The organism is Methanosalsum zhilinae DSM 4017 (genome assembly GCF_000217995.1).
In the GTDB taxonomy this organism is placed as follows: Archaea; Halobacteriota; Methanosarcinia; order Methanosarcinales; family Methanosarcinaceae; genus Methanosalsum; species Methanosalsum zhilinae.
In genome coordinates this window covers 1,334,108-1,358,209 of sequence record NC_015676.1, presented here as the reverse complement: position 1 = coordinate 1,358,209, position 24,102 = coordinate 1,334,108, and the positions used below count along the sequence as shown (strand labels likewise).

The window sequence follows — 24,102 nt, the reverse complement described above, 5'->3', positions numbered from 1 at the left end:
TCAAATGTAAATCACATTTTGAAGGTAACAGGTAAATAATAAATAACTGTTTTATTTTATCGCAGTTTTATAGTAGTATATTTCCCATTATTCATTATAAGGTTTCCTGAAAATTATATGTTGGATTGGAGGAAAGAGGGGTATTTGTACCCCAACCCGTTTTTTGGAAGCTGGAAATTTTGTAACCTGAAAAAAATAAAATTCAATATAAATCTCCAGTGTTACAAACAAGTTTTTTTGTAGCACACAATAATTGCAATAGATTTAATGCCTTAAGTAGTTTTTGTTTATTCTGATGTAAAAAATATCATATCACTAAATAGAAATACGGTCAGAATGATTGCATTCGCTCAGTCATTGGTAAGCTCAATTGTACTGAGCCTTACGTACTTGACGCCCTTCTGAGCCATAATATTTTCATTGAATAATTTAATCTCTTCTGCATTTCCTTGAAGTATGATAACTTCGAGAATTTCTCTTTCAGAAATATATATACTTGAGGTGGATATCAATATTTCAGGGTAACTATATTTGATTGATGAAAATTTTTCTGATATTCCATGCTGAGATGGGTTATATATTACAGAAATGATCCCCACTCTTTCTCCTTTTACCTCACATACCCATTCATAGTACTTGATATAACTCTTGATGGAATCCCGAATCCCTTCGGAGCGAGAGGAATAGCCGGTCTGATGCATAATTTCATCAAATCTGGATAAAAGGTCTACTGGAATAGATACTCCTATTCTTGATAATTCAGATTCCATGTATTACCTCAAAATAATTCTTATCTGAAAGACACATAAGTAAAAAAAAGAAATCAGGATTTTTTCTATCCTGATAAGGCGTTTATTGTGAAACCTTACAAAGGTCCAGTATTCTTATTGCCATATGTGCTGCATTTGCACCATTATCGATTCCAACACTTGCAACAGGTACACCGGGTGGCATCTGGGCAATTGAAAGGAGTGCATCCAATCCACCAAGTTTTGCATTTACTGGAACTCCAATTACTGGTTTTTTAGTCTTTGATGCTATCACTCCAGGCAATGCAGCTGAAAGGCCTGCAATGGCAACAAACACTTTTGAATCACTTTCTTTTATATATTCCTCAAGCTTTTCAGGATCCCTGTGTGCTGAGATGACCTCTACTTCAAAGGAGTAGTTACTGTTCTCAAGAACTGATGTGACACGGTTTGCTATAGCTCTGTCTGATTCGGATCCCATCAAAATTGATATATCTACCATATTTTTTACACCTCGATATTTCTATATTTTCACAGTATATTTTATGGGAGGTTCCCCTCTCCACTTAATTCATGTTGACGATCTATGTTCATCTGTATAAGTATTTTAAAAATTTTTCTTACCGCACCACTATCAAGATTGAGTTCTGTAGCAATATCGGTCGCTCTTCTTAGAACGACCTCATTCTGAGACTCGTCATTAATTGATATCCCTTCCTCTTTTTTGAATCTCAGAATTTTGTCTGCCATGTCTACTCTTCTTTTTATAAGCGAGATGATTTCAGTATCAATATCATGGATTTCTTCCCGTGCTTCGTTCAGCTGATTCATTGGTTTCGCCTTACCTAGATTTCATTGAAGGTTCATTATTGATCTTGGTCTTTATCATATTTCCGCTTATGTTCAGTTCATTCCAGTATTTTTGAAGAGTACTGACTTTATCATGATCTACCAGTGCTACATAGGAAGGGCCTGTGCCAGACAGACTGACTCCATTTATTCCTGCTTCCAGACCTTTCATCAGTGGTTCAGAATCAAATCCCAGTGCACTGCAGTATAGAAAACCGTTGAGTGTCATTGCATTTTCATATTTTCCTTCCAGTGCCAGGCCGTAGGCAATATCTATCCAGGGTGCCATGAGTTTTGAACGGATTACATCAGTCTGTGAACTGTAAGCTTTTCTGTCCGGGGAGAGAATGAGGACTTCCATTTCCACATTTTCTCTTTTTATAAGTTCCATACTGGAATTATCAGTGATCACTACTCCTCCCAGAAGTGATGCGCAGGCATCATCAAAAGCTCCTGTCACGGTAACTCCAACGTCCCGGGCAGCCTGCACTCCAATTTTTACAGCATCAAGTGGATCCATTGTTTCTCCGATTGCATCCAGGGTTGCGATTACTGACGCATTTGCTGCAGCACTACTGCTTTTGAGGCCGCTGGCTAGAGGGATCTGGGTTGTGGTGCTGACCGTACCTCCAAATTTCATATTAAAATGTTCAAGAACGAGTTCAACAGCTCTTTCTATAAGTCTTGTATCTGCACCGGGATTGTTCTCGATAATACCTTTTATACCTGGATATTTCTGTGAGAGATCAACCTGGGCATATGTTTTTAGATCAATTCCAAAAGCAGCACCTTTCCAGGTTGCAATAGCATTTATGATAGTTCCTGCACCAGTTGCATAGCCCTGACCATTAAGTTCCATATGTTTGGCATCTCCACTTGGTTTGTCTCTCTCATTTTAAAAAAAGTGTTAATGGGGCTGGTGAGATTTGAACTCACGATCGACGGGTCTCTCCGAATTGCTATCTGTGACAGCTTTAATTCATGAGCATATCAGTGCTCCAACGGTTCCTCATTGATCTTTCCCGTCGGAAAGGCCTCAGTAGACCCGTTGTTCATCATTTATCCGCTGGAGCCCGTCGCCATGCCGGACTAGGCCACAGCCCCTGTTAGATGTAATTGTACTCCTCCCAATAAACTTTATAAAACATATACTTATCGGTAAATTCAATCTGTCCAGGCGCACAGCGCGCAGTAATTCACAACAAACATATGAAAATTAATTATTATGTATTATATTTTCTCTCTATATGATACTAGCTGCACATATTTTCATAAGAGTTGCTATATTTGTTAATAAGTGTAACCTGTATTTGATCCTTGATGCTAATATATATTAGCCAATCCACATCTCTTAATATAGCTCGATATTTTGTGTTTTTGTAAATCATAGGTGTCAATTCAAATATTATTGAAGGAAGATGAGCTACGTGCTGGTAGAGTACAGAAATATCCATATTGATTACGAAAATAAAAAAATAATTAATAATTTCAATCTGAAAGTAAAAAAAGGAGATAAGATACTCTTTAAAGGTAGATCAGGTAGTGGAAAGTCAACTTTATTGAAATTGATTATGGGATTTAGTTTTCCTTCTGAAGGATTGATATACTTTAATGGAAATTGTCTTGACTGCTATAATATATGGGAAGTAAGAGAGCAGGTTTGTTATATCTCGCAATATCTGGATATATGGGAGGGGCCAGTTACAAATATCTTTGATGAGATATTTTCCTACAGGAAAAATTTGGATAAGTTTGATCGCAATAAACTGGAATATTTTCTGGAATATTTTGATCTTGATCATAAGATATTACAGCAAGATTACGATGAACTTTCAGGTGGTGAAAAACAGAGGATCTGTATAATTATAGCTCTCCTGCTGGACAGGGATGTTTATCTGCTTGATGAAATCACTTCATCTCTTGATCAGAATATGAAAGAAAAGGTAATCAACTATTTTGTAGGGAATAAAGACTGGACTCTTATTGTTGCTTCACATGATAATCAATGGGAGATGGACAACATGAAAGTTATAAACATCGGTGATTGAATGACTACCTATGATATTTCTAATTATTCACTTGTACTGTGTGGATTGCTTCTATTAATCCCTGCAATTATCAGCTACATAACAAAATTAAAGATAATGCAGGAATCGATGACTACGGTTGGCAGGATGGCTATCCAGTTGTTCCTGGTAGGATTATTTCTAACTTTTCTTTTTGATCTGAACAACAGCTACATCAATATGGCATGGGTCCTTGTAATGGTTCTTGTTGCAGCCTATACTTCAATTGATAATATCAATCTTAAAGTGAAGGAGCTATACTTTCCTATGGTATGCTCGTTTTTAGGTGGCAATATTCTTATTCTTCTATATTTCAATCATTTTGTTGTCAGTCTGGATCATCTGTTTGATGCTAGATACCTTATCCCGATTGCGGGTATGTTTCTGGGCAATTCTCTTAGAGGAAATGTTGTAGGAGTAAGTGATTTTTTCAATAGTATTAAACATAATGAAGTCAGCTATATTAACAGGTTATCTTTTGGTGCAAAAAAGCATGAAGCTTTGATGCCATATATAAGAAACAGTCTTCTGGTTTCATTAAGGCCCACACTTGCAAGCATGGTAACTATTGGGATCGTGACACTACCGGGAATGATGACCGGTCTTCTTCTTGGAGGCGCATCTCCAATACTTGCAATAAAATATCAAATGGCAATAATGATCGGAATATATGTATCAACTATGTTGACTGTCTCACTTAGCCTTTTCATGAGTATATATGGTGGATTCGATAATTATGGACTCATAAAAAAGCAGATATTTCGAAACGTTTAAACTACTTTGAAATTCCTGATGGAATTATATATGGCAGATAAAAAATTTGGCGAAGACTTAATATAAAATGTATTTTCTTATTAGGAGTAATATCACTAAAGGGGTATTTTAATGAATAGTAATAAATTAATTGCCATATTTCTGGCTGTCATAATGGTTGGAGCATTATTTGCCATCCTGTTCAGCGGCGTATCTCCCCCTGCAGAAAACGATGAGAATACGCAGGAAGCGATACCTTTTGATTCAATACCTGGTAACAAGATCAATCAACCTTTTGGATCAATAGCTGATGCTCTGAGTATGACTCCTGAGGGAGTTACCTCTGCACAGTACCGTGACATATCATCCATTGAAGGTACTCCGCTTGAAATGCTGATGGATATACAGGAACTTGATTCTATTTATGGTTCTCAGGTAGTGAGCACTTACTCTGCATATTATGATGAAGAAGAATCCTGGTTCCAGCTTGATGTCATAAGACCTGAGGTTGTTGCCTTCCAGTATGGTGAACCTGTTACATATGATGGATATTTTATGCTGCCTCGTGCAGAAAATATATATAATGTTATAGGATCTCCGCTCATTCTGGGTCCAAGAGACAAGGTTGAAGCTATAATTGATATTGTAAACACGGACATGGAAAGCACCAGTCAGTTTGACTCATTATTAAACTATGCACAAGACAATGATTCAGAATTCCAGATAGTAAATTCTCTCAGTGAAGATAACTATGCAGACAAGGTATACATTGGTTTTAGTCAGATGGATGGGCAGAATTATATCCGTACAGTAGTGTACCAGAATCTTTCACAGGATACTATGGATCTCATAGGTAGTTATGAGGCGAACAGTACTGAACGTGGACTTGCATATAGCATCGAAGAAGATGATGAATTTACAAAAGTTGTAGTGGAAGGCAACTTCTTTACTCTTATTAATGAACCTATGCAGTAAAGAAAACCATCTTCTTTTTTCAATTTAATTTTTTAACTTGGTTCAATCAGAAGGTTTATACGTGAGTATGTTATTGTAGCTGCACTGTATGGATTTAGCATAAAATATTTATGTAAATGAAATGATTCATATCACAAAACCTAATGTCAGAATATACTACAAAATTATGTAGCTGACAGAAAGATTACAGTTTATCATCAAACTGAATATTTATTGAAAATGCAATGAATGATGAAAAATCACGATACCAGTATTGTGATTTTGAAGGAGACAAAAAAAATGATGAAAAAATTAGATGTTCCAGAAGAACTGGTCAATAAAGCATTAGAAGCGCTTGAGATGGCAAGAGATACAGGCAAAGTCAAGAAAGGAACAAATGAAGCAACAAAAGCAATTGAAAGAGGGGTTACAAAACTTACTATCATTGCAGAGGACGTAAGTCCTGAAGAAATTATTGCTCATATACCGGTCCTTTGTGAAGAAAAAAATACACCATACATATTTGTAAAAGAACAAAAGGAACTGGGGGCAGCCTGCGGTATTGGTGTGGCATGTGCTGCTGTTGCTATCACCGATGCTGGTAAAGGTAAAGAGACGATTGATGATATCGTCGAAAAAATGAGTTCACTTAAATAATTTCTACATCAAAATCAAATGGAGAAATTCTGAATGGCAGATGAAAATACAGGATATGCGGCTGAAGTAATTGACGTTATTGGAAACACCGGCATGCATGGCGAAGCAAGCCAGATACAGTGTCGTGTATTAGAAGGCCGTGATAAGGGAAGAATTATCACACGTAATTGCGTTGGTCCTGTTAGAATTGGCGATGTTTTTATGTTGCTGGAAACATCAAGAGAAGCCAAGAAATTAACTACAAGGTGATGATAATGGAACAGAGAAAATGCTCATTCTGTGGTGAATTTCTTGAGCCAGGATGCGGTAATTTATTCGTCAAAAAGGATGGGTCAAGTTATTATTTTTGCTCTTCGAAATGCGAGGGCAACTATAAACTTGGAAGACTTTCAAGACGTACTCCCTGGACCGAGCAGGGGCGAATCTATCTCAAAAAATAACTGAGGCAGATACATGGAAGAAACTTATGTAATGGTAAAGCCTGATGGAGTTCAGAGAGGACTCGTAGGAGAGATAATATCCCGCATTGAAAGAAGAGGTTTCAAAATAGTTGCACTCAGAATGAATTTTATTGATGAGGATACTGCAAAAGAACATTATGCAGAACACAAAGAAAAGCCGTTCTTTGATTCATTGATAGCATATGTAACATCCGGACCTTCTGTTTCAATGATAGTCCAGGGAAAAAATGCAATATCTATCATGAGGACAATCAATGGCGCTACTAATCCAGTGGATGCCAGTCCTGGCACTATTCGCGGAGACTTTGCCATTGAAACCGGCCGAAATATTGTACACGCCTCGGATTCACAGGAAGCTGCCAGACGTGAGATTTCGATTCATTTCGGTGAAAAGGAATCTGTTGATTACAGAAAGATTGATGAAGTCTGTCTATACGAATAAGAAAGATCTTAATATTTCTTTTTTAACGAAATGATCGGGTCTTTGATCTTATACTGGTAACTGAACTGAGATTACCGGAAATAGACAGGGGAGCATTGTATTATGGCTGAGAACAAAAAACTTAGAACACCAATAGTATGTGTAATGGGGCATGTGGATCATGGAAAGACCTCGTTGCTTGACAAAATCAGGGGCACTGCTGTAGTAGCAGGTGAAGCTGGTGCTATAACACAGCATATTGGTGCTACCGAAGTTCCAATAGACATAATTGTAAACAAGTGTGGTCAACCTCAGTTAATAAATAAATTCATTGTTCCCGGCCTTCTATTTATAGATACTCCCGGACATCATGCATTCACTTCTCTTAGAAGCCGTGGGGGAGCCCTTGCAGACCTTGCTATAGTAATCGTTGACATAAATGAAGGCTTTATGCCGCAAACAATTGAAAGTCTTCAGATTCTGAAAAGGTTTAAAACACCTTTTGTTGTTGCTGCTAACAAGATCGACCGAATTCCAGGATGGAGAACCAATCCAGAGAAACCTTTTGCTGAATCTTTCAAGAATCAGAGTGAGAATGTACAGCAGTTAATAGATACCAGAATCTATGAACTGGTTGGTGAACTTTACAAACTTGGATTCAACTCAGAACGCTATGACAGAGTTACAGACTTTCAGAAGAATGTGGGTATAGTTCCAATAAGTGCTGCAACTGGAGAAGGGGTTGCGGATATTTTGATGATCTTACTGGGTCTTGCACAGAAATTTTTGGAATCCAACCTTCGTTTCGATGCAAATAATCCCGGTACAGGGACTGTACTGGAAATTAAGGAAGAAAAGGGGCTTGGAACTACAATTGATGTGATCCTTTATGATGGAACCCTGAAAAAAGGTGACACAATTGTAGTGGGAAGTCTTGGGAATCCCATAATTACAAAGGTCAGGGCATTACTGAAACCACGTCCTCTTACTGAAATACAGACTGAAGAAAAATTCAAGTCTGTTAATGAAGTGACTGCGGCAATAGGTGTGAAAATTGCGGCTCCCTCGCTTGAAAAAGCACTGGCCGGTACAGCTGTGAGAGTTGCAGGTTCTGATAATGCAGATGAAATTGCAAAGGAAATCAAAACAGAACTGGAACAGGTTACACTTCCAACTGGAAGTACAGGTGTTGCGATCAAAGCTGATACTATAGGGTCTCTTGAAGCTCTTGTCAATGAACTGACCAAAGAAGAGATCCCCATCAGAAAGGCAGGAGTGGGAGATATTTCTCACAGGGATATTGTGGAAGTGGCAGCTATTGAAGATCCTTATTATTCAGTTATAATTGGCTTTAATGTCAGTATGCTGCCTGATGCCCGGGAAAAAATTCAGTCTTCTGAAATAAAAGTATTTATGGGTAACATTATTTACCGCTTGATAGATGACTATAAGGACTGGGTTAAAAAACAAAAAGAGCAATCTGAAAAGACGATTGCTGAATTGATAGTCAAACCTGGAAGATTTACTATTATGCCAGGATGTGTTTTCAGACAGAGTAAGCCTGCTGTTGTTGGTGTAAAAATTGTAGGTGGAAGTGTGAAAAACAATGTAGAGATATCGACTCAAGATGGTGATGTGGTAGGGAAAGTCAAGGGCTTACAGCTTGAAGGAGAAAATATTAGCAAAGCCTCGATTGGAATGGAAGTTGCTATGGCACTTGAAGGACCTACAGTTGGACGGCAGATTAAGGAAGAAGATACTCTCTATGTAAATATACCTGAAAGACATGCAAAAGTGCTTGAACAGGAACTATATGATTCTCTCACGGCTGATGAAGTCGAAACGTTTGAATCATTTCTGTCTATAAAAAGAAGAGATAATCCATTCTGGGCGAAATAAAAAAAGAACAGTTCCAAAATATTATAATATTAATCAAAATATTGAATGAAAAACAAGAAATATCAATTTGGAGGATAAATTATGGCAGATTTTAAAGTTGTAGTTTCGGATCCCAAAACAAAAACTTATCAGTTTGATGTAAAAGGGACCGATGCAAATAAATTTATAGGAAAGTCAATCGGAGAAAATATTGATGGCGGTGTGGTTGGCCTGAAAGGTTATACTCTAAAGATAACCGGTGGAAGCGATAAAACCGGAGTTGTTATGAGACGTGACATACCAGGGCCAAAAAGGCGTAAAATTCTGCTTTCTGCCAGTACTGGCTATAAGCCCAAATCCAATGGTGTCCGTAGAAGAAAACTCATGCATGGACGTGAAATTGCAACAGACACTATCCAGATCAATACAAAAATAATCGGTTATGGTGAAAAACCTATAGACGAAATACTGGGTGGAAGCCCTGCAGAGGGAGTCGAAGAGTAATTTTTAATAATCTTAGGAATGGTACAGTAGTTGTTAACGGCCATTTCATTTTTTTATTTTTATTCCTATTCTAATTTCTTCTGTATAAACCTAAATTATTGTAATTAATGTATTTGTTTTTTTTACTAGCAGTTATTCCTGGTCTGCTAGGCTAGAAACTTTATCTAAAAAATAGTTATGTATCCTTATATCATCTGTAAGTTCCGGATGAAACGCAAGGGCCAGGATATTTTTCTCTTCTGCTGCAACTGTAAGGTCTCCAACCAACGCTAGTGGCTTCACATCCTTCCCATACTCAATGATTGCAGGGGCGCGTATAAATACAGCATTATACGGGTCTTCAAGAGGATCTATATCCAGCATTATCTCAAAAGAATCTTTCTGTCTTCCAAATGCATTTCTTTTGATTCCGATATCCATTATTGAGAGTAAATACTGCCCAGTCTTTTCAACCTGTTCGTCCCCTCTTTTTGCTATTACAATCATGCCTGCACACGTTCCCATAATCGGAACCTGACGGATGTTAGCATCTATGATTTCCTCAGCAATGCCTTCTGTAACTAACAGACGGGACAGGGTGGTACTCTCACCCCCCGTAAGGATTAATCCATCACATGAAGGAACAAGTCCTTTATGCTTTATAGGGACTATATTGCACTCTTCTTCTCTTTGATTGAGAGTAAGTTGTAACATTCTCTCATGCTCGCTTACATCTCCCTGTAATGCTATAATCCCTATGCGCATATTATTTTCCCAGGACTTGAATATAATTACCAGCCGCGTAGTTGAAGGCTTTCTTCATGGGCTATTGTTGAGATACTTATTCCCTTCATGCCTGCTCCTATGCCCTTTGAGACCTCTGCCAGGACTTGCGGTTTGTCGTAATTGTTAGCAGCCTTTACAATAGACCTGGCCATTTTTTCCGGATTTTCAGCCTTGAATATACCTGATCCTACAAAAATGCCATCTGCACCAAGGCGCATCATCAGTGCTGCATCTGCAGGAGTAGCAATCCCGCCAGCAGCAAAGTTTACCACAGGAAGGCGCTGGAGCTTTGCAGTTTCGATTAAAAGATCTGCAGGAGCTTCAATATCCCTTGCCACCATGGTAAGTTCTTCTTTATTCTTACCGGCAAGTTCTCGAACTTCTCCCATGATCTGCTTCATGTGGCGCACAGCTTCACTTACATCACCAGTACCTGCTTCACCTTTTGTCCTTATCATTGCAGCACCTTCTGATATACGTCGAAGTGCTTCACCAAGGTTTCGTGCACCGCATACAAAAGGTACTGTATATTTGGTTTTGTCAATGTGGTACTGGTCATCTGCCGGAGTCAATACCTCTGACTCATCAATCATATCAACACCAAGAGTTTCAAGGATCTCAGCTTCCACAAAATGTCCGATACGCACTTTTGCCATTACTGGTATTGTAACAGCATCAATGATATTGGCCACAATCTCAGGATCTGCCATTCTTGCAACACCGCCGGCTTTTCTGATATCCGCTGGTACTGCCTGAAGTGCCATTACTGCAACTGCACCTGCGTCTTCTGCGATTTTTGCCTGCTCAGGAGTTGTCACATCCATGATGACGCCTCCTTTCTGCATCTTGGCAAAACCTCTTTTTATCAATTCAGTTCCATGTTTTAGATTTTCAAGTTCCATTATAATCATCCTTTCTTTATTTCAAACTTGATCAAAGTTTAAATAGCAACAATAGTTAAAACACTTACTTCTTCTAATCAATCTTCTGCTCGAATCTTTGCAACATCCACAACTTTATCATCTGAACGGACATGCATTATTTTCACACCCTGTGTATTTCTTCCCTGAATCCGGATGTCTTTAACAGGTATCCTTATAATTATTCCTTCAGACGTTGTCAACATGACCTCATCATTGTCTTTTACAGATTTTATATTTACTACATGGCCGTTTCGAATACTTGTAACTATGGTCATGACCCCCCTGCCACCTCTTCTCATGGTTCTGTATTCTCCAAACCTGGTGCGTTTTCCAAAACCTTTTTCTGTAACTGTCAGGAGTGTGGAATCATCTTCATCAACCACATCTATACTCACTACCATGTCATCTCCGTCAAGCTTCATTCCGCGCACACCCCGGGCAGTTCTACCCATGGTTCTCACATCAGACTCTGAAAAACGGATGGCTTTTCCATTTCTGGATACAAGGATCACATCTCTGGAGCTATCAGTGAGTATCACATTTGAAAGTTCATCTTCATCATTCAGGCTTATTGCTATGATACCTGTCTTTCGGAGATTGCTGAACTCTGAAAGCTGACATTTTTTCACAGTACCTTGTTTTGTGGCCATTAAAAGGTAACTGTCCTCCGAAAATTCTGATATGGGGATCATTGCTGTTATGAACTCATCTTTAAGATCAAGAAGGTTAACAATAGCTTTACCTCTTGAATGACGGCTTGCCTGGGGTATCTCATAGACTTTCTGACAATATACTCTACCTTTATTAGTAAAGAACAGAAGATCGTCATGGGTGGAGGCAACAAAGATGTTTTCTACAAAATCTCCCTCTTTAGTCTCTATACCAAGAATTCCCCTTCCTCCCCGATGTTGGCTGCTATATGTATCCTGGGGTAATCTTTTGATGTAACCATCATGGGTGATCGTTACAACAACGTCTTCTTCAGGTACAAGGTCTTCATCTTCAATTTCATAGCTGGATCTTTTGATAACTGTCTTACGCTTATCTGCATATTGTTCTTTAAGAGCAATCAGTTCCTGATGAATAATTTCATATTTTTTGTCCAGACTTCCAAGTATTTCTTGCAGTTTCTTAATGGTGTTCAGTAGTTCATCATATTCTTCATCGATCTTCTTTCTTTCAAGACCTGTCAATCTCTGCAGGCGCATCTCAAGAATTGCCTTTGCCTGAATCTCATCAAGTGGGAACTTTTCAATCAGTCCCAGCTTTGCTTCTTCTGTTGTACTGGAAGCCCTGATAAGCGAAATGACTTCGTCAATATGATCCAGTGCTATTTTTAAACCATTTAGAATATGTGCTCTTTTTTCTGCCTTGTTCAATTCAAACTGGCTTCTCTTATGGATCACATCAATTCGGTGATCAAGATATATCTTCAGGATGTCTTTAAGGTTTAGTACTTTTGGAACATCGTCAACAAGTGCCAGGTTTATGATCCCAAATGTTGTCTGCATCTGAGTGTGCTTATAGAGCTGGTTTAGAATAATATTGGGATTGGTATTTCTGCTAAGTTCGATGACAATACGTATTCCGTCTCTATCGGATTCATCCCTCAGGTCAGAGATCCCTGCAATTTTCTTTTCACGTACAAGAAGGGCTATATTCTCGATCAGCTTTGCTTTGTTTACCTGATATGGAAGTTCTGTGACAATGATCCTGTGCTTATCTGCCTTCATCTCCTCGATTGATGCAACAGCACGTACCTTAATTCGTCCTCTTCCTGTGCGATATGCATCCAGTATTCCCTGAGTACCCATTATCATTCCGGCAGTTGGGAAATCCGGCCCTTTGATGACCTCCATAAGGTCTCTCAATGGCACTTCCGGGTTCTCGATTGTCATTAAAATTGCATCAATAACCTCTCCAATATTGTGAGGGGCCATATTTGTAGCCATACCAACAGCAATGCCTGTGGAACCATTGATAAGAAGGTTGGGAAGTTTTGCTGGAAGTACCACAGGTTCAGACAATGAACCATCATAATTGGGTCTGAAATTAACCGTTTCTTTATCTATATCTTCCAGCATCTCTTCTGAGATTCTGTCCATACGAATCTCAGTATATCTCATGGCGGCTGCAGAATCTCCGTCTATGGATCCGAAATTACCCTGCCCGTCGATAAGTGGGTACCGAAGTGAAAAGTCCTGGACCATTCTGACAATGGAATCATAAACAGCCATATCTCCATGAGGATGATATTTACCCAGAACATCTCCAACTATACGGGCTGATTTTTTATATGGCTTGTCATATGTGATCCCTGCTTCTTTCATGGAAAAGAGAATCCTTCGATGAACAGGTTTTAATCCGTCTCTAGCATCTGGAAGTGCCCTTCCAACAATCACACTCATGGCATAGTCTATATAGGATTTTTTCATCTCATCCTGGATGAATATAGATACTACTCTTTCTCCCTGATCTGATATCTCTGGTGATTGTGAATCTTGAATATTCTTATCTTCTGCCATTTTTTCACCCGTTTTTAAACGTCGAGGTTAACAACTTCCCTTGCATGCGCCTGAATGAACTCTTTGCGTGGTGCAACCTCATCACCCATGAGGATGGAAAATATTTCATCTGCTGTAACTGCATCATCCATTGTAACCTTCAAAAGGGTTCGTGTTTCAGGGCTCATTGTGGTTTCCCATAACTGTTCAGGGTTCATCTCACCCAGACCTTTATATCGCTGATAAGAGATTCCCTTTTCTCCAAGTTGCTTCAGTTTCTGTTTCAGCTCCTTTTCAGTATATGCATAATGCTCAGCTTTTCCCTTTTTTATTTTATATAGCGGTGGCTGGGCAATATATACATAGCCTGCGTCAATAAGTGGGGTCATATATCTAAAAATGAATGTTAGTATTAATGTTCTGATATGCGCTCCGTCCACATCTGCATCTGTCATAATGATTATTTTATGATAGCGTGTTTTTGATATGTCAAAGTCATCTCCAAGTCCTGTTCCAAGTGCAGTTATCAGTGAGAGAATTTCTTTATTCTTCAATATCTTCCCCAGTCTTGATTTTTCAACATTGATAATTTTTCCCCTAAAGGGAAGTATTGCTTGGAATGCCCGGTTACGTCCCTGTTTCGCAGACCCTCCTGCAGAATCACCTTCCACCAGGTACAGCTCACTTACTGATGGATCCTTTTCAGAACAATCCGCCAGCTTACCCGGAAGAGTGCTTACTTCCAGTGCGCTTTTTCTACGGGTAAGTTCACGAGCTTTTTTTGCTGCTTCACGTGCTCTTTTTGCAGAAAGTGACTTCTGGATTATCTGATTTGCGATCTTTGGATTCTCTTCAAAAAAATCTGATAAACTCTCAGAAACAAGAGACTCTACAATCCCTTTAAGTTCACTGTTACCCAGTCTTGTTTTTGTCTGTCCTTCGAACTGTGGCTCAGGGATTTTTACACTTATTATGGCTGTAAGCCCTTCCCGTACATCTTCTCCTGATAATTTTGAATCATCTTTTGTTAAATTATTTTTTTTGATGTAATCATTTGTAACGCGAGTAAGTGCTGATTTGAATCCTATCAGATGTGTGCCGCCCTCGTGGGTATTGATGTTATTTGCAAAGGAGTATACATGCTCTGCATAAGTATCTGTATACTGCATTGCGATCTCAACCATAATGTTATCCTTCTCACGTTCCAGGTAGATGGGATCATCATGTAAGGTCTGCCTGTTCTTATTGAGATGGTCTACGAAAGATCTTATGCCACCTTCATACTGAAATGTCTCTTTACTTTCTTCATCTGATCTTCGATCACCAATTGAGATACGAATACCTTTATTAAGAAAAGCAAGTTCCCTAAGGCGACTACTCAGCGTGTCATAACTGTAATCAAGTTCCTCAAAAATTGTACTGTCAGGTTTGAATTTTATGATGGTACCTGAACCATCAGCTTCCCCGATCAACGCAACATCTTCTTCAGGAATACCCCTTTTGTATTTCTGTAAATAGTGCTTACCATTACGCTTTACTTCTACTATCATCCATTCTGAAAGGGCATTGACAACAGATACTCCCACACCATGAAGTCCTCCTGAAACTTTATATGTGCTCTTATCGAACTTTCCTCCAGCATGGAGTATTGTCATTACGACTTCAAGAGCAGATTTTCCATATTTTGGATGGGTATCGACAGGGATACCCCTTCCATTGTCAATTATAGTTACACTTCCATCAGGATTTATAATCACATCAATAGACGTGCAGAAGCCTGCAAGTGCTTCATCTATGCTGTTATCCACTACTTCATATACAAGATGATGCAGTCCCCTGCTATCAACACTTCCTATGTACATGCTCGGACGTTTTCGTACAGCTTCAAGGCCTTCCAGAACCTGTATATTTGTTGCATCGTACATTTCTTTTTGATTCATGTGTATTTATTCTCCATAAAATCCAATCTATAATGAACAATACAATTGGATGTTCAAAATATGTACTGAGTACTCGTACAAAACTGAATATAAAAAATTTGTATTAGATTTCTATTGAATTCATTTTTCAGTATCTGTTATAGCCACACTTGATATGTATTCATATTTCTTAAATGTTTATATCAGGCACCGGAATATTTGATCTCAAAGTCCGGATATGATCTCTCAGCTCACAATATACTTTAACCTTAAATAATATAATTCAGATATTCAGTTTACTGGGGGAACATGTGATGAATATATTGTATATTTTTGCACATCCGGATCGTAATTCTTTCAATTTTGCAATGAAGGAAAGAGCTGTGAAAGTTTTCAATGAAAGGCAAGACTCTGTTCAGAACTCTGACCTGTATGAAATGGATTTCAATCCTATTCTAAGACCTGAAGATTTTAAGCAGAGAAAATATAAGCAATTCTTTAATCCTTTTCTGGAACAACTCAATGCTGTCAAAACGAATGGCTTTTCAGAAGATATAAGGGCTGAAATGAATAAGGTCAACTGGGCTGATATTCTGATATTTCAGTTTCCTCTGTATTTTACTTCAGTTCCTGCAATCATGAAAGGCTGGATTGATCGAATCTTTGCAGCCGGTTTTGCCTTTAATCCTGTAAAGGGTGAGGTGTATGAAAAAGGTCTTCTTAAAGGAAAAAAGGCTCTTCTGGTCATAACTGCAGGTGCTGATAAAAAAATGTATTCTCCAGATGGATTACATGGTGATATCAATGAGTTGCTTAGATATATTACGCACTGTACATTTGAATTCACAGGGATGGAGGTTCTGCCTTCATATATAATATATGAGACTAACCAGCTTTCAGAGGAGGAAGGGATCGATGAGCTGGAGAAATATGAAAGGTTTATAGAATCTCTATAAGGCAATAAATGAAAAAAAGTTGCAGTGATCAGATTATGATCGCTGCTGTTTTTTCATCTTTTTCAACATCATATTCAGTTACCAGCGCTTCGGTTATAAGTACCATTCCCGCAATTGACGCTGCATTCTGTAAACTGCTCCTGACAACTTTGGTTGGGTCAATAACTCCTGCTTCGAACAGGTCTTCAAATTTATCCTTCTTTGCGTTATATCCAAAGTGGTCGTCAGTTTCATTTTTCAGAGCTGAGACTATTTCAGCACCCTCGCGACCTGCATTTTCACCAATCTGCCTCACAGGCTCAGTCAGTGCTCTTTTAATTATATTAACTCCGATCTGCTGATCATTTTCAAGATTGAATCTTTCAAGAGCCATAGCAAGTCTGAAAAGGGTCACTCCTCCTCCAGTAACTACTCCTTCCTCAACTGCGGCTTTTGTAGCATTCAGTGCATCATCGGTCCTCATCTTCTTTTCTTTGAGTTCTGTTTCAGTAGCAGCTCCAACTTTTATAACTGCCACACCACCGCTGAGTTTAGCAAGACGCTTGCGAAGTTCTTTTTTGCGGAAATCTGATTCCTCGGCATCAATCTGAGTTTCCAGAAGCTTGATCCTTTTATCGATATTTTCTTTATCGCCTCTTCCCTCTACGATTGTAGTATTTTGTTTATCCACATTCACTTTCCGTGCTGAGCCCAGCATATTTTCTGTAAATTCTTCCAGCTTCATTCCCTTTTCTTCACTAATTACAGTTGCACCGGTTACAGCAGCAATGTCCTCCAGCATTTCTTTTTGTTCATCACCAAATCCAGGTGCTTTTACTGCACATACTTTCAGTGAAGCTCTCATTATGTTCAGGATCAGGGCAGCCTGTGCATCACCTTCAACATCAGGTGAAATGATCAACAGTCCTCTGTCTTCCTGTGCAACTTTTTCAAGGACCGGTACGATCTGGTTGAGGCTGTTGATTTTCTTGTCAGTTACAAGTATATATGGACTTTCCATCTCACAGATCATTTTTTCATGATCTGTGGCCATATAGGGAGATAGGTATCCTCTGTCAAACTGCATTCCCTCAACAATTTCAAGTCCGGTATCTATATTGTTTGACTCTTCTACTGTGATCACACCATTGTATCCGACTTTTTCCATTGCGTCAGCTATTAGATTTCCGATCTCTTCATCATTATTTGCTGATATTGTAGCTACCTGGATGATCTTATTTTTGTCCTTTACATCTTTACTTTTGGACTTGAGCTGTTCTACTATATGAGCTGTAGTTTTGTCGATTCCCCTCTTGATCTCGATAGGATTTGCTCCGGAGGTAATGTTTTTTATTCCTTCTGTAAGTATTGCCTGTGTAAGCAGGGTTGCTGTTGTAGTTCCATCTCCTGTATTGTCCTGGGTTCTGGATGCAACTTCTTTTACAAGTTTTGCGCCAATATTTTCAAATTTGTCTACAAGTTCGATTTCTTTTGCAATGGTTACACCATCGTTTGTAACTACAGGGCTTGTGCTTTTATCGAGAACCACATATCGACCGCGTGGTCCAAGTGTTATTTTTACAGTATTGGATACTTTATCAATCCCACTTAACAGAGATCGTCTTGCATTTTCTTCAAATATAAGCTGCTTTGTTGTCATTTATTCACCTCATGAACTTATTTAGTATCTGGACGAAATTCTTATAGCAAGAAATATTTAATCTTCAATCACTGCCAGTACATCCTTGAACTCGAGGAACATATGCTGCTCGCCATCAAGATCTATCTCATCAGACTGGAATCCTCCATATATTATATGATCTCCTTTTTCGAGTGGCAGGCCTTTTCCATCTTCATATGTCCCCACAGCCACAACAATACCCTCTTTTTTCTCTTTTCTGGCTGATTCAGGAATATATATTCCGCCTTTTGTAACTTCCTCTTCTTTTATGACTTTAATTAATATTCTTTCTCCAACAGGTTTAATTTTCATAAATCCAATCCTCCAAAATTTGTTACTTCAACTGGAAGTTCCCAGTTTTAATAAGCTATAATTATAAAACTATTATATAAAATTAATCAATTTTATTCATATAATCCATATATAATATAGATATAATATATTAATTGATATAAGTTTTAATTTAATTAAAGATATTTTAATTTAATTTAAACCTTATCGATATAATGGATAATATTTATATATATTTTAAATTATATAGGCTATCATGACCCGACAGATAACTTTGATAGATATAGAAAAATCAAATGAAAAAAATCTGGATTCAGATATTCAGTGGGTTTGTGACTGTTTTGGGTTATCTTCAGGAAGGGACATAGAAAATGTTTCTATCCGGATCATACAGGATCTATTAAACAGGACTCCCTATGAAGACAATATCTCATCTGAAATGATAGCCAATGATCTGAATATAAATATATCAAGAGTTAACCATCATATCAGGAATCTGATACAGGCAGGACTTGTGTACAGGAAAAAACGGCATATATACCTCCGTGGCGGAAGCCTCAAATCAGCAGTCCAGGAGATAAGGAAAGATTCTGAAAGGATATTTGATGAACTGGAAAATGTTGCAGAAGAGATAGATCAGATGATGGGGCTAAAGAACAGATAAAAAATCTGCAGTCATTATCAGCACTGTTCCATCAATATGATAAGCACCATAATCCTCTGCAGGGGGATGGATAGTTTTTAGTGAGATTGTTGATGATTTTATCAGCTCATTTAGTAATAGTGACATAATAAAAATTTACTAACACATGTCCATTAGAGTTGATAATATATGCTTTTTTAATTCAGAAAACTCTGGTGTTCCAATTATAGAGATATTGCGTGGTCTTCTAAATGTCACCTCAATTTCTTCTTTTATCCTACCTGGCCTTTTGCTCATGATAAATATTTTGTCGGATAGGAACAGTGCTTCTTCAACATCATGTGTCACAAATATAACGGTAGGTTTATGTTTTTGCCAAAGATTTAAAAGTAATTCCTGCATACTAAGTCTTGATTGTGCATCCAGTGCTGCAAAAGGTTCGTCCATTAACAGTATATTGGGGTCAAGTACGAGAACACGGGCAAGCGCGACTCTCTGCTGCATACCACCGGATAGCTGACCGGGATAATAATTTTCAAATTTACTGATGCCAACGGCTTTCAAATACTTATCTACAATTTTTTGTCTCACTCCATCATCCATTTTTTTTTGCTTTAAACCAAACATTACATTTTTTCTTACGCTCAACCATGGGAATAGTACAGGCGACTGGAATACAACTGCTCGTTGGGTTGACACTCCTTCAATCTTTTCTTTACAGCATGTGGCAACACCATTATCGCCAGACTCAAAACCCGCAAGGATGTTCAATAGTGTAGATTTACCACAGCCACTAGGGCCAAGTATACTGATGAATTCTCCTTGCTTTATATGAAGATGAATGTCATCAAGAACTTCTAGACTCTCTTCTCCATTAACTGAATTGTAACTTTTACTAAGTCCTTTGACAACTATATCAGTTCCCTTCATTTTTATCTCCTTCAACCAGCAATCCTGACCTCTTAAAAAAAGACATTAGCAATATATCACTAACACGTCCCAGGATTCCTATACAAATCATTGAAACCAGAATAATATCTACATGCCCTAACATTCTTGCATCCATCATCAACGCACCAAGTCCGCTTGCGACTCCTGTAAGTTCTCCTAGAACTAAAAATCCCCATGATACACCCAGTCCTAATCTTAATCCTGCAATCGTTGAAGGCATAGCTGCTGGTATGATAACGGTTGTATATAATGAAATATTATTTGCTCCAAGCATTTTCCCTGCTCTGATCAGAAGTGGAGAGACTGAAGAAGCACCTTGCGCTGCATTGACATATATTGGGAAAAAAGCGGCTAAGGATATCAAGAACAAAGTTGTTGTTTCACCAACACCGAACCAAACTATAGCAATTGGCAACCATCCAATCCCTGGAATAATTCTAATAAGGTGTACTGTTGGATCAAATGTATCTTTAGCTAACATGCTTCTTCCAGTTAAAAACCCAAGAGTCAGTCCCAGAACTGTAGCTATTGCAAATCCAGATAATACTCTTGTTATACTCGCATATGCATGAGTGAACAAAGTTCCAGAATAAGGTGTTATGTTCAGATTACCTATTGCAAAATCGATGGACACTAAGAGTAAACTGGAAGGAGAAGGAACCAAATATGGTGGTACCATACCTTCCCTTGTTACAATATACCAGAAGGTAAGAACTATTACTGGAATTAAAAAACCTAATACATTTATTTTTTTTAGATTTAACATTTTTAGGTGATATTTGTATTATTTGTCTTGTTTCTTGCTTCTTCTACGAAGCTCAAATCAAACATTGAATCAATATCAGGCACTTCGTTTATCATTCCAAGCTCGTACATTTCAATTGCAAGGTTTCTTGTGTTTTCTATGTAATCATCATCATCAATATCCCATACAAGTTCCATGTTAGGTTCTGCTATTTCTAGAACATCTCTGGATGTACCAAAAGTTTCTGCCAGAGTAAGCCATTCCTCCTTATTTTGGTTTAAATGCTGTGTGGTTTTTGCATGAGCTGTTACTAAAGATTGTATTTTATCTCTATCATTCTCAATCTTGTTTTTTGTAGTGATCATCCCTGCATTAATAGTTCCTATATTATCTCCGTAATATGGATAAGTAAGTATTCTACCGTATCCTTCTGCCACTGCCAGAGATGGATACGGTTCTCCACTACAAAAAGCATCGACTGTACCTCTTGATAATGCCTGACCCATATCAAAAAAATCAATCCGTTTTAATATAACATCCACATCTGGATCCAATCCTTCCTGTTTGAGTGTTTCAAGCAGAAGTACATGATGCATTGTTCCTGGAACATATGCAATAGTTTTACCTTTAAGATCGGCTGGTGTTTCTATATCCGAGCCTTCTCTAACAACAATAGCTGAACATTTATTGCAGAGGCTACTTACTATGACTATTGGTTCTCCTTTTGATGCACTGGTGATTGCAAGTGCTATTGTTGTGCCGGTCATATCCAGGCCTCCAGCCAACAAAGCAGATTTTTGGTCACCTGGGTTTGTGAATGGAAGCACATTCACACTATAATTCTCATCAATATGTTCATGGTACACATATGGCTGAATCGTCTGAGCTGTTCTCCATGTTCCTACAGTTGTATCGAATTCGTTATCCGGATTGATACACCCTGATAATGTAACACTGAAACTTAATAGTAATAGAACACATATTATGGAGAATAGAGTTTTCATATTTCATTCAGCTCCTGAACTCGTAATTTGCATTTTTAAACATTTGTTTAGCAGTCTTAATATCAAATCCATTCCATTCACTTTCACATTTAGTAACATCTCGGGGGATTGCACCTGTTTCAACAACTAATACATTTGCACCCCAGTTAAGAGCTGTTTGGTTAGGAGGATGTACACAGACATTTGGAGCATGTCTATTTGCAGCAAGTCTTGTAACAGCCACTATCTGTGCATGCCTTCGACTGGATATCTGTGGTAATTCACTCAGTGGTGTTTTAGGTAATGGTACTCTAGCCATTGCGCCAGTTAGTGTTGCACCATGCTCTAAACCAGTCAAAAAAATATCTGCAATTTCTTCGTTTTTATGTTCAATACCAATAGGTTCTATCAGATATGCAAGTTCAAGTTGTGAATCCTTTATTGTCTCAAGTGTTGCAATTCTATCATCTGGCTTAAATTTTGTATCAATACCCTCTCTTAGCCTCAATGTATGATATACTCTCTGTACTCCTGACTCTTCGAGAAGCTTTGCATTCAGTTCATCAAATTCGCCGGTATTTACTACAATTTCATAATCCCCTGGAACTTGTGATCGGACCAGTTTAGTTAGTTCGGTTAATTTGTCAAATTCATAAAATTGGGTTGTTCGTAAGATGATCCATCTTGCTCCCTGTGATACAAAGTTATGGATGATCTCAGTTATCTGATCAAAATTTCTTTCGTTTTCTTCAGTTACAATTCCCCATTCTTTTCCAAAAGCACAGAAATTGCAACTCATTGGACAATTTCTGTAGTCTACTCCAACGGATGCCCAGATATCAGCTCTATCATTTGTGATTGCTCCTGCAACTTCCCTTGCAGCACTTCCAAGTAATTCAGCTTCTTCTGATTCCGGGTCTATTTCGAGCAGGGATATGATCTCATCACGGTTCAGTCTTTTTCCCTTCAATGCCTTTTTCTTTAATTCCTGAATAAGGTTTAAATTTGACAAATATCTCACCATTTTTGAACAACTTACTTAATCCAGATGCTAATCCTGCTGAAATTAGTAACATATCAGCAAGCTGAGAACTTTGATAATGTTTAAAAAATAAAATATATAAATTGTTCTGATGAATTTGATTAGTATCCTGAATGTAATTATTGCTTACAATTTTTTGCAGAAATAAAGGCTGGTTGTTTGCATCTTTAAAGCAATATTATGTAATGGGTGAGAGGCCGATTTTTACCAGGATGCTTGACAGAAAATTGGCCTGCACATTTGACGGTACATGAAGTGTCGAAAACACTTGATTTTACATGATTTTTAGCCTTTTTAATTTAGAAGCTTTCCACTCCAGTATTTTCCGTATTTTTTGGGTATTTTCTGCTTCTTCCTATCATGGTATTTGCAATTTTCTGAATTTGGGTGAATTGAGAATTATTCATGCTTACGATCATGGCTCCAAGTAGTATGAAACTGCATCCCTTTATAGTACTTGCAAATATGGGATCTCCAAGAATTGCAAAGCCAAACAATATGCCACTGACCGGTTCAAGCAAAGCAAGCACTCCAGCTTTTTGGGCTTTTATGCGAACAATTCCGCTCAGATAAAAGAGAGCTCCTATGGCTGTGGTCAGAACTCCAAATGAAATCAGGATTGTGATATTATCTGACAATGTCTGACTGCATGTATTGACTGCAAATGGCGACAGTATGACTATACTTATACCTGTAGACCAGAATAACTGGGACAATCCTGTATATGAGTCTTTGAGGTAATTAACTGTAATTATAGTGGTTCCAAAAGAGAGTCCTGCAAGAAGTCCGAATAGGATTCCAAGTGTATAGTTTAGATACTCCCCTCCAAGTGCACCATTGCTCGGATCTACTATCATAACAATTCCTCCAATTGAGAGTAATAATCCCAGCATTCCCTGCATTGAGATCCCTTCTTTCAGAAATATTGGAGAGAGGAGAGTGACATAAACCGGAGCAGTATACAGTAGAAGGACTCCTATAGATATATTGGTATACTGAATGGCTGAAAAATAAGAAAATAAGGTTATTACATTTAATATTCCAATTAAAGCTATATATTTCTTTTTTTGACCTAATTTAATCTCATTTAACTTTTTAGTTGCTATTATAAATAATAACAGAACTATAAATCCAAATAAAAGTCTATAAAATAGTATAGATCCAATATTCATATTATTAATACTTTTTAAAAATATACCTACCATTCCAGCAATTAAACACCCAATTACTACGTTAATATATGCTTTATTTTGATTTATAGCCACTTCAGTCATGATTCATCCTGAATGCTATTTCTTACATATATATTTAACGGATAAAAGAAATAATAGGTATTTAATAGGCATATTATTATGAATTATGATTTTATTAAGGTAAAAATATCATATTTAACATTTTATATCATAAATATACATTTAAATATATAGG

26 protein-coding genes and 1 tRNA gene are annotated in these 24,102 nt (G+C 37.8%); 11 read left to right on the top strand and 16 right to left on the bottom strand.

Features of this window, described 5'->3' with window-relative positions; genetic code table 11:
• Positions 1 to 350: 350 nt before the first annotated feature.
• From nikR to MZHIL_RS06390, 5 genes are all read right to left on the bottom strand, one after another.
• Positions 351 to 770, bottom strand: coding sequence for a nickel-responsive transcriptional regulator NikR (nikR, locus tag MZHIL_RS06410; RefSeq protein ID WP_013898556.1), 420 nt, complete (start codon positions 768 to 770; stop codon positions 351 to 353).
• A gap of 82 nt (positions 771 to 852) precedes the next feature.
• Positions 853 to 1,251 (bottom strand): 5-(carboxyamino)imidazole ribonucleotide mutase, encoded by a 399-nt coding sequence (gene purE / locus MZHIL_RS06405; protein WP_013898555.1) that lies wholly within the window; start codon positions 1,249 to 1,251, stop codon positions 853 to 855.
• 41 nt (positions 1,252 to 1,292) lie between these two features.
• Complete coding sequence (locus MZHIL_RS06400) at positions 1,293 to 1,580, bottom strand: chorismate mutase (protein WP_013898554.1); 288 nt, start codon at positions 1,578 to 1,580, stop codon at positions 1,293 to 1,295.
• Positions 1,581 to 1,590: 10 nt separating this feature from the next.
• Positions 1,591 to 2,457, bottom strand: a complete 867-nt coding sequence (locus tag MZHIL_RS06395; RefSeq protein WP_013898553.1) for a shikimate kinase — start codon at positions 2,455 to 2,457, stop codon at positions 1,591 to 1,593.
• 52 nt (positions 2,458 to 2,509) lie between these two features.
• Positions 2,510 to 2,702 (bottom strand) — tRNA-Trp (locus tag MZHIL_RS06390).
• Positions 2,703 to 3,016: 314 nt separating this feature from the next.
• Between MZHIL_RS06390 and MZHIL_RS06385 the strand changes: the two genes are divergently transcribed.
• The 9 genes from MZHIL_RS06385 (at position 3,017) to MZHIL_RS06350 (ending at position 9,292) form a co-directional block, all read left to right on the top strand.
• Positions 3,017 to 3,646 (top strand): ABC transporter ATP-binding protein, encoded by a 630-nt coding sequence (locus tag MZHIL_RS06385; protein WP_013898552.1) that lies wholly within the window; start codon positions 3,017 to 3,019, stop codon positions 3,644 to 3,646.
• Complete coding sequence (locus tag MZHIL_RS06380) at positions 3,647 to 4,438, top strand: ABC transporter permease (protein ID WP_013898551.1); 792 nt, start codon at positions 3,647 to 3,649, stop codon at positions 4,436 to 4,438.
• Between the two features lie 111 nt (positions 4,439 to 4,549).
• Complete coding sequence (locus MZHIL_RS06375; protein ID WP_013898550.1) at positions 4,550 to 5,392, top strand: hypothetical protein; 843 nt, start codon at positions 4,550 to 4,552, stop codon at positions 5,390 to 5,392.
• Positions 5,393 to 5,671: 279 nt separating this feature from the next.
• Positions 5,672 to 6,028, top strand: coding sequence for a 50S ribosomal protein L7Ae (gene rpl7ae, locus MZHIL_RS06370; RefSeq protein ID WP_013898549.1), 357 nt, complete (start codon positions 5,672 to 5,674; stop codon positions 6,026 to 6,028).
• 33 nt (positions 6,029 to 6,061) lie between these two features.
• Positions 6,062 to 6,277 carry a 30S ribosomal protein S28e gene (locus MZHIL_RS06365; protein ID WP_013898548.1) on the top strand — a complete coding sequence of 72 codons (216 nt, stop codon included), beginning with the start codon at positions 6,062 to 6,064 and terminating at the stop codon, positions 6,275 to 6,277.
• 5 nt (positions 6,278 to 6,282) lie between these two features.
• On the top strand, positions 6,283 to 6,468 hold the full coding sequence (locus MZHIL_RS10315) for a 50S ribosomal protein L24e (RefSeq protein WP_013898547.1): 186 nt from the start codon (positions 6,283 to 6,285) through the stop codon (positions 6,466 to 6,468).
• Between the two features lie 13 nt (positions 6,469 to 6,481).
• Positions 6,482 to 6,931 carry a nucleoside-diphosphate kinase gene (ndk, locus tag MZHIL_RS06360; protein WP_013898546.1) on the top strand — a complete coding sequence of 150 codons (450 nt, stop codon included), beginning with the start codon at positions 6,482 to 6,484 and terminating at the stop codon, positions 6,929 to 6,931.
• A gap of 102 nt (positions 6,932 to 7,033) precedes the next feature.
• Positions 7,034 to 8,809, top strand: coding sequence for a translation initiation factor IF-2 (gene infB / locus MZHIL_RS06355; RefSeq protein WP_013898545.1), 1,776 nt, complete (start codon positions 7,034 to 7,036; stop codon positions 8,807 to 8,809).
• 81 nt (positions 8,810 to 8,890) lie between these two features.
• Positions 8,891 to 9,292 carry a 30S ribosomal protein S6e gene (locus tag MZHIL_RS06350; RefSeq protein ID WP_013898544.1) on the top strand — a complete coding sequence of 134 codons (402 nt, stop codon included), beginning with the start codon at positions 8,891 to 8,893 and terminating at the stop codon, positions 9,290 to 9,292.
• A 132-nt stretch (positions 9,293 to 9,424) separates the two neighbouring features.
• Here the strand turns inward: MZHIL_RS06350 and pdxT are convergent, their stop codons facing one another.
• The 4 genes from pdxT to gyrB all read right to left on the bottom strand — a co-directional run bounded on the left by pdxT (position 9,425) and on the right by gyrB (position 15,424).
• The gene (gene pdxT / locus MZHIL_RS06345) at positions 9,425 to 10,036 is read right to left on the bottom strand and encodes a pyridoxal 5'-phosphate synthase glutaminase subunit PdxT (protein ID WP_013898543.1); all 612 of its coding nucleotides are present in this window, start codon (positions 10,034 to 10,036) and stop codon (positions 9,425 to 9,427) included.
• 26 nt (positions 10,037 to 10,062) lie between these two features.
• Complete coding sequence (gene pdxS / locus MZHIL_RS06340; protein ID WP_013898542.1) at positions 10,063 to 10,959, bottom strand: pyridoxal 5'-phosphate synthase lyase subunit PdxS; 897 nt, start codon at positions 10,957 to 10,959, stop codon at positions 10,063 to 10,065.
• Positions 10,960 to 11,036: 77 nt separating this feature from the next.
• Positions 11,037 to 13,505, bottom strand: coding sequence for a DNA gyrase subunit A (gene gyrA, locus MZHIL_RS06335; protein WP_013898541.1), 2,469 nt, complete (start codon positions 13,503 to 13,505; stop codon positions 11,037 to 11,039).
• A 14-nt stretch (positions 13,506 to 13,519) separates the two neighbouring features.
• On the bottom strand, positions 13,520 to 15,424 hold the full coding sequence (gene gyrB / locus MZHIL_RS06330) for a DNA topoisomerase (ATP-hydrolyzing) subunit B (RefSeq protein WP_013898540.1): 1,905 nt from the start codon (positions 15,422 to 15,424) through the stop codon (positions 13,520 to 13,522).
• 293 nt (positions 15,425 to 15,717) lie between these two features.
• Here gyrB and MZHIL_RS06325 point away from each other — a divergent pair, with 293 nt between their 5' ends.
• Positions 15,718 to 16,359 (top strand): NAD(P)H-dependent oxidoreductase, encoded by a 642-nt coding sequence (locus MZHIL_RS06325; protein WP_013898539.1) that lies wholly within the window; start codon positions 15,718 to 15,720, stop codon positions 16,357 to 16,359.
• A 28-nt stretch (positions 16,360 to 16,387) separates the two neighbouring features.
• On the opposite strand, the gene groL is transcribed toward MZHIL_RS06325, so the two are convergent.
• Both groL and groES read right to left on the bottom strand, forming a co-directional pair.
• Positions 16,388 to 17,998: a chaperonin GroEL gene (groL, locus tag MZHIL_RS06320; protein ID WP_013898538.1), complete on the bottom strand. Its 1,611-nt coding sequence runs from the start codon at positions 17,996 to 17,998 to the stop codon at positions 16,388 to 16,390.
• A gap of 57 nt (positions 17,999 to 18,055) precedes the next feature.
• Entirely contained in the window at positions 18,056 to 18,331 is a 276-nt protein-coding gene (gene groES, locus MZHIL_RS06315) for a co-chaperone GroES (RefSeq protein WP_013898537.1), read from the bottom strand.
• Positions 18,332 to 18,566: 235 nt separating this feature from the next.
• Here groES and MZHIL_RS06310 point away from each other — a divergent pair, with 235 nt between their 5' ends.
• Complete coding sequence (locus MZHIL_RS06310; RefSeq protein WP_013898536.1) at positions 18,567 to 18,974, top strand: hypothetical protein; 408 nt, start codon at positions 18,567 to 18,569, stop codon at positions 18,972 to 18,974.
• A 138-nt stretch (positions 18,975 to 19,112) separates the two neighbouring features.
• Here MZHIL_RS06310 and MZHIL_RS06305 read toward each other — a convergent pair whose 3' ends face one another.
• The 5 genes from MZHIL_RS06305 to MZHIL_RS10825 form a co-directional block, all read right to left on the bottom strand.
• Entirely contained in the window at positions 19,113 to 19,883 is a 771-nt protein-coding gene (locus tag MZHIL_RS06305; protein WP_013898535.1) for an ABC transporter ATP-binding protein, read from the bottom strand.
• Complete coding sequence (locus tag MZHIL_RS06300) at positions 19,870 to 20,670, bottom strand: ABC transporter permease (protein ID WP_013898534.1); 801 nt, start codon at positions 20,668 to 20,670, stop codon at positions 19,870 to 19,872. Before MZHIL_RS06300 ends, MZHIL_RS06305 begins: the two co-directional genes overlap by 14 nt.
• A 2-nt stretch (positions 20,671 to 20,672) precedes the next feature.
• Complete coding sequence (locus MZHIL_RS06295; RefSeq protein ID WP_013898533.1) at positions 20,673 to 21,653, bottom strand: ABC transporter substrate-binding protein; 981 nt, start codon at positions 21,651 to 21,653, stop codon at positions 20,673 to 20,675.
• Between the two features lie 7 nt (positions 21,654 to 21,660).
• On the bottom strand, positions 21,661 to 22,653 hold the full coding sequence (locus MZHIL_RS06290; RefSeq protein ID WP_394295827.1) for a radical SAM protein: 993 nt from the start codon (positions 22,651 to 22,653) through the stop codon (positions 21,661 to 21,663).
• A 320-nt stretch (positions 22,654 to 22,973) separates the two neighbouring features.
• On the bottom strand, positions 22,974 to 23,948 hold the full coding sequence (locus MZHIL_RS10825) for a DMT family transporter (protein ID WP_013898531.1): 975 nt from the start codon (positions 23,946 to 23,948) through the stop codon (positions 22,974 to 22,976).
• Positions 23,949 to 24,102: the final 154 nt, after the last annotated feature.

What these genes read in the sequence shown, in the direction of transcription:
- nikR (WP_013898556.1), bottom strand. Translation starts at nt 770, where the DNA reads ATGGAATCTGAATTATCAAGAATAGGAGTATCTATTCCAGTAGACCTT.
- purE (WP_013898555.1), bottom strand. Translation starts at nt 1,251, where the DNA reads ATGGTAGATATATCAATTTTGATGGGATCCGAATCAGACAGAGCTATA.
- MZHIL_RS06400 (WP_013898554.1), bottom strand. Translation starts at nt 1,580, where the DNA reads ATGAATCAGCTGAACGAAGCACGGGAAGAAATCCATGATATTGATACT.
- MZHIL_RS06395 (WP_013898553.1), bottom strand. Translation starts at nt 2,457, where the DNA reads ATGGAACTTAATGGTCAGGGCTATGCAACTGGTGCAGGAACTATCATA.
- MZHIL_RS06385 (WP_013898552.1), top strand. Translation starts at nt 3,017, where the DNA reads ATGAGCTACGTGCTGGTAGAGTACAGAAATATCCATATTGATTACGAA.
- MZHIL_RS06380 (WP_013898551.1), top strand. Translation starts at nt 3,647, where the DNA reads ATGACTACCTATGATATTTCTAATTATTCACTTGTACTGTGTGGATTG.
- MZHIL_RS06375 (WP_013898550.1), top strand. Translation starts at nt 4,550, where the DNA reads ATGAATAGTAATAAATTAATTGCCATATTTCTGGCTGTCATAATGGTT.
- rpl7ae (WP_013898549.1), top strand. Translation starts at nt 5,672, where the DNA reads ATGATGAAAAAATTAGATGTTCCAGAAGAACTGGTCAATAAAGCATTA.
- MZHIL_RS06365 (WP_013898548.1), top strand. Translation starts at nt 6,062, where the DNA reads ATGGCAGATGAAAATACAGGATATGCGGCTGAAGTAATTGACGTTATT.
- MZHIL_RS10315 (WP_013898547.1), top strand. Translation starts at nt 6,283, where the DNA reads ATGGAACAGAGAAAATGCTCATTCTGTGGTGAATTTCTTGAGCCAGGA.
- ndk (WP_013898546.1), top strand. Translation starts at nt 6,482, where the DNA reads ATGGAAGAAACTTATGTAATGGTAAAGCCTGATGGAGTTCAGAGAGGA.
- infB (WP_013898545.1), top strand. Translation starts at nt 7,034, where the DNA reads ATGGCTGAGAACAAAAAACTTAGAACACCAATAGTATGTGTAATGGGG.
- MZHIL_RS06350 (WP_013898544.1), top strand. Translation starts at nt 8,891, where the DNA reads ATGGCAGATTTTAAAGTTGTAGTTTCGGATCCCAAAACAAAAACTTAT.
- pdxT (WP_013898543.1), bottom strand. Translation starts at nt 10,036, where the DNA reads ATGCGCATAGGGATTATAGCATTACAGGGAGATGTAAGCGAGCATGAG.
- pdxS (WP_013898542.1), bottom strand. Translation starts at nt 10,959, where the DNA reads ATGGAACTTGAAAATCTAAAACATGGAACTGAATTGATAAAAAGAGGT.
- gyrA (WP_013898541.1), bottom strand. Translation starts at nt 13,505, where the DNA reads ATGGCAGAAGATAAGAATATTCAAGATTCACAATCACCAGAGATATCA.
- gyrB (WP_013898540.1), bottom strand. Translation starts at nt 15,424, where the DNA reads ATGAATCAAAAAGAAATGTACGATGCAACAAATATACAGGTTCTGGAA.
- MZHIL_RS06325 (WP_013898539.1), top strand. Translation starts at nt 15,718, where the DNA reads ATGAATATATTGTATATTTTTGCACATCCGGATCGTAATTCTTTCAAT.
- groL (WP_013898538.1), bottom strand. Translation starts at nt 17,998, where the DNA reads ATGACAACAAAGCAGCTTATATTTGAAGAAAATGCAAGACGATCTCTG.
- groES (WP_013898537.1), bottom strand. Translation starts at nt 18,331, where the DNA reads ATGAAAATTAAACCTGTTGGAGAAAGAATATTAATTAAAGTCATAAAA.
- MZHIL_RS06310 (WP_013898536.1), top strand. Translation starts at nt 18,567, where the DNA reads ATGACCCGACAGATAACTTTGATAGATATAGAAAAATCAAATGAAAAA.
- MZHIL_RS06305 (WP_013898535.1), bottom strand. Translation starts at nt 19,883, where the DNA reads ATGAAGGGAACTGATATAGTTGTCAAAGGACTTAGTAAAAGTTACAAT.
- MZHIL_RS06300 (WP_013898534.1), bottom strand. Translation starts at nt 20,670, where the DNA reads ATGTTAAATCTAAAAAAAATAAATGTATTAGGTTTTTTAATTCCAGTA.
- MZHIL_RS06295 (WP_013898533.1), bottom strand. Translation starts at nt 21,653, where the DNA reads ATGAAAACTCTATTCTCCATAATATGTGTTCTATTACTATTAAGTTTC.
- MZHIL_RS10825 (WP_013898531.1), bottom strand. Translation starts at nt 23,948, where the DNA reads ATGACTGAAGTGGCTATAAATCAAAATAAAGCATATATTAACGTAGTA.